The 4,148-nt window shown below is 59.8% G+C and carries 4 protein-coding genes and 3 pseudogenes; 4 read left to right on the forward strand and 3 right to left on the reverse strand.

The genetic code is table 11. The features are described 5' to 3' along the window. Nucleotides 1-214: 214 nt before the first annotated feature. The 4 genes from U4Z64_RS37080 to U4Z64_RS37095 all read left to right on the forward strand — a co-directional run bounded on the left by U4Z64_RS37080 (nucleotide 215) and on the right by U4Z64_RS37095 (nucleotide 2,753). Nucleotides 215-478, forward strand: coding sequence for a hypothetical protein (locus tag U4Z64_RS37080; protein WP_245169532.1), 264 nt, complete (start codon nucleotides 215-217; stop codon nucleotides 476-478). Between the two features lie 167 nt (nucleotides 479-645). Then, on the forward strand, nucleotides 646-864 hold the full coding sequence (locus tag U4Z64_RS37085; RefSeq protein WP_321822665.1) for a hypothetical protein: 219 nt from the start codon (nucleotides 646-648) through the stop codon (nucleotides 862-864). Nucleotides 865-1,044: 180 nt separating this feature from the next. Beyond that, nucleotides 1,045-1,446: a DUF6283 family protein gene (locus U4Z64_RS37090; protein ID WP_321822666.1), complete on the forward strand. Its 402-nt coding sequence runs from the start codon at nucleotides 1,045-1,047 to the stop codon at nucleotides 1,444-1,446. Nucleotides 1,447-1,769: 323 nt separating this feature from the next. After that, a complete protein-coding gene (locus tag U4Z64_RS37095; protein WP_321822667.1) occupies nucleotides 1,770-2,753 on the forward strand; it encodes a site-specific integrase in 984 nt (327 codons plus the stop codon). 9 nt (nucleotides 2,754-2,762) lie between these two features. On the opposite strand, the pseudogene U4Z64_RS37100 reads toward U4Z64_RS37095, so the two are convergent. The 3 pseudogenes from U4Z64_RS37100 to U4Z64_RS37110 form a co-directional block, all read right to left on the reverse strand. Beyond that, nucleotides 2,763-3,224, reverse strand: a pseudogene (locus tag U4Z64_RS37100) (plasmid pRiA4b ORF-3 family protein); the annotation flags it as partial. Beyond that, nucleotides 3,215-3,610: pseudogene (locus U4Z64_RS37105) on the reverse strand (transposase zinc-binding domain-containing protein); the annotation flags it as partial. The pseudogenes U4Z64_RS37105 and U4Z64_RS37100, both read right to left, overlap by 10 nt. 148 nt (nucleotides 3,611-3,758) lie before the next feature. Continuing rightward, nucleotides 3,759-4,109: pseudogene (locus U4Z64_RS37110) on the reverse strand (tyrosine-type recombinase/integrase); the annotation flags it as partial. Nucleotides 4,110-4,148: the final 39 nt, after the last annotated feature.

Raw genomic sequence — 4,148 nt, forward strand, 5'->3', positions numbered from 1 at the left:
ACGATCCACTGAAAAAGGAAATGATATGTTCACAAGAGCCAAAGCGGAACTTAAGGAGCTCCTGACGCTCGTGGCGGAAATCGAACGCTAGACGCGACGCTGGTGGCAAAGCGCGACATCATTCCGACCGAGGAGTCGCGACAAGAGCGACGTCGCAAAGAGATGCGAAAACTCGAACTGCTCGACAAGTACGAACTGGCCTAAGGACACGGAAATGATGGAACAGCTTTACAGCATCGACGTCTCGATGGCCGGCGATACCGTGTGGGTGACGGGGCACGATGGATCATGTGTCGGGCGATTCAGCAAGCGTTTTGGCGTAGACGTACATCGGACCATAACCGAGCAGTTGGCCGGCGCGGACCAGTGCCTGCATTGCACACACGAGGCGGCTGGCACAGAGGAATGGCGTGCCTTCCGTGAAGCAGTCCTGATGCACCATGGGATTGACGTACCGGTTGACACGATTCGGTTTTGAGCGGGGAATGCTATGTACTTAGGAGCAGCCTCGATCCGTTGCCCGTACTGTGGCCGCCCTGCATTGTGCAATGCAAGCAAAGGCATGTGGTGTGGACACTGCAAGAACGGCACAGTGCGATAGGAGGGCGAGCGGTGATTTTCGCGTGTGCGAAACTAGGAAAAGACATGTCGAACGACCGTAGCCGACCGGGCCACGAGGCGGAAGCGCAGGCTCGAGAATTGGTTCGGGTGAAGTGCCCACGCGCGGCGTCGGCGTATGTCGTCGATGGTGCGATCGTTTATGACGAAGTCACCGGAACAATACTTGGCCGTGCTTGCGCTGGGGATTGGGCCGTGGAAGCCGCGTGGCAAGACGCGGCTTCGAAGGTGCCGGGTGTCGAGTGAGGTAAGCCTACTGCCAATGCAGATGTGCGCTTATGGTGGTGTACACAGACTCGCTCACGCTGCTTTCTGTGTGATCCGAGAGCGTAACAGTGTCGCGGTATTCCTCGCCGGCATTTCTGGATGCAAGAAGTTGGATTTCCGGAGTTGGTCCCCGTTGGGAGTAAGAGCAAGATTTGGAATATGAAAACACTTGGCAAACCCTGTGCATCGTGTCCCTGGCGTCGTGCCGCGGGGGTGGCAGATATTCCAAACTTCGATCTCGACCTGGCTGAAAAGCTGGCGGATACATGCCCTGATCATCGGGGTATGGGGCCGGATTTTGGAGCCAGTATGTTTGCGTGTCATCAATCCCGGCAAGGGGAGGAGTTTGCATGTGCTGGATGGTTGGCAAAAGTCGGACACCGTCATCCCGCCGTGCGCCTTGCAGTGACTTCTGGTCGGCTTGATCCAGCAGCACTAGAGCCTGACGTGGACTGGCCGGAACTGCATGACAGCTATGGGGAAGTGCTGGACAAGTTGCGGGAGACTTCGAACTGCGAAGACGGGGCCAAAGGGGATGGGGCGGCGGTCAAAGTCGGGTGATCCTAGGTCAGCCAATATTCAGCATGGCTGCATCGCGGGATCGCCTCACTCCTCGTCAGAGTCTCCATGTTGAGCGTGCCGTTGCCGGTTAGTGGGGCCGGCCGCACGCAGTGTAGTTGCGGGTGGCATTGAGGTGGCGAGCGTGCCGGATTCTGCATGGGACCTGTCGACATCTATCAGCGATTGTTAGGTGCGGCTTAGTCGCTCCCGCTTTTTAGTGTCTATTTAGTGTCCGGGCGAGTTGGCGCGAGTTTCGTTTTAAGGGGGCGGAGCGGAAAGCCTTTCGGGTATTGGCTCGTAGCGCAGGCACGATTCAAAGTTAAATGAATCGTGATCTTCGTGCGCACCGGATCGCAGGCGTGTTTGCGTCGAACGTTCTGCCGCTGCTTACCGCGATTTCCGATGTGGGATACAACCGGCAAGCGGTCGAGATGCTGATAACCATCCACCAAATGATTCGATGGGGCGAGCGTAATCAGCCATGGAAGCGCTTGTTGATCGATTGTGATGTGCTTACGCTTGCAAAAGAGGATGTCGTTTCAGGCGATTACGACCCGGTGCGTGGCAACGAACGCGATCGGACGCTTACGGATGACGAAATCTGCGCGCTCGGGGAACTGATTCCGACCTCACCGCTTCCACGCTCCATTGCGTCAGCGGTATGGGTGATGCTCGCTTGTGGAACACGCGTCGGCGAAACAGTCCTGACGCGATGGACCGATCTTGACTTCAAGGCACGGACGTGGACCATGCCAAAGGAACACACGAAGTCGAACACAGCGATCACGATTCATCTGTCCGATTTCGTCCTCGCACAGTTTGCGGCACAGCAAGTGGTGCGCGCCGGCGTGCCGGAAGGCGACGCACGCCGTGAATATGTGTTCCCGTCGGAAAAGGGCAAACTGCCACACGTCAGCATCCATACGACCTGTGGGGCGATCCGTGACCGGCAACGCCCAAAGGATGCGCCGACCGAGGGGCGCACGAGGGCAACCGATGCGCTCACTGTCCTGGGTGGTCAATGGAAATGCCATGACTTGCGTCCGACGTGCGCAACGATGATGCAGTCGCCGGGCATTCCGGAAAGCATCGTGCATCGATGCCTGAACCACGCACGAAACGATCCGCTTGATCGAAGCTATCTGCAGTTCGATTATGACGCGCAGATGCGCGACGCATGGCGGCGATGGGGGGGGGCCGCCTGTCGGTATTGCTTGGCACGGGTACGGAAAACGTACGTTTTCTGTTCGCGCCGTAATCAGAGCGAGCCTACTTCCGGAGTAAGCGTGGGGCCGATACCGTCTTGACGGCGTGAGTTACCGGTTTCCCCAACGATTGGATGCCATGCGCAGCAGCGTGGCATTGGCAGCACGCAGATCGAACCGATCGGCATCGAAGCCGGGGCCAACCCAGTTTCGGTAATGTTCTGCCTCTTCGCCATTCGGATCGTTAGATAGCGTGTTCAGGAACGCGTCGTAGCCAGGCGGGCCGCCCACATCTTCTGGCGGGCACGCGCGAGCACCATCGATGACCTGGGCCGCGCCCCACGGTTCGCTTTCAACGATTTCCACTTTCTCAACGACGATGGCGTGATCCCACCCGTCCCCGAAGTCGTACCGGTAGAGGAAGCGTGAGCCAGGTTTCAGGACCTTCTGCAGTCGAACCTTGCGGTCATCGGCGGTCGTGCCCGGATCGGCGAAGTCCAGCACGTCATCGACCTCGAACATGGCGTAGGTCATGCCGTCGACCAGGAAGTCGTGCAGGTGGGAGCGATCGTATGCAGCGTTTCGGCCGTAGCCTGGAACAGGATGTCGTAGACCACCCGCTTGTTCTGGAAGGCGATCGACGCGATCTGTTCGGGGATGGTGAAGACAACGTGGAAGTACGGCACGGGCAGCAGGTCGGCCTGGCGGTCGCCGAGCCATTGCGCGCGGGCGAGCGACTGACACTTCGGACAGTGCCGGTTACGGCAGGAGTTATAGGCGATGCGTTGATGACCGCAGGTGTCGCACTGTTCGACGTGGCCACCCAGCACTGCGGTACGACATTGCTCGATCGCACTCATGACGCGACGCTGCGCGCGGCTGAGCGAGTCGGCATGCACGTCCCGATAGGTTGGGCCGTGGCGACGCAGAACGTCCGCCAGTTCCAGCGCGGCACGCATGATCGCACTCAGCCGTTTGTGGGCGGAGGCTCGGGGCAGATGGGCGTGGCAGGTCGTTGAGGCAGTCGGTCGAACGGACTCGTCGTCGCGCATTCAGATAGCGCGAGGTCGTGGCGAGGCTGCGATGACCGAGCAGCAACTGGATCGTGCGCACGTCGGTGCCGGATTCGAGCAGGTGCGTGGCAAACGCATGGCGCAACGAATGCGGCGTGATGGGCTTGCTGATGCCGGCACGACGGCGGGCGTGCTGGCAGGCCTGTCGCACTACGTCGGCACCAACGGGTTGGTCGGGAAAGCGGCCAGGAAACAGCCAGTACTGGGGCCGGCCGATGCACCAGTAACTGCGCAAGATCTCCAGCAGCCGTGGCGAGAGCATCACGTAGCGGTCGGCGTGCCCCTTGCCCTGTTCGACCCGTAGCACCATGCGCTGGCTGTCGATGTCGCCGACCTTTAGGCGCGTGGCCTCCGAGATGCGCAGGCCGGCAGCGTAGGCTGCCATCAGCACGGTACGATGCTTGACGCTGCGGATTGCTTCGAG

Origin of the sequence: Burkholderia sp. BCC1996 (assembly GCF_905339955.1) — a bacterium.
GTDB lineage: Bacteria > Pseudomonadota > Gammaproteobacteria > Burkholderiales > Burkholderiaceae > Burkholderia.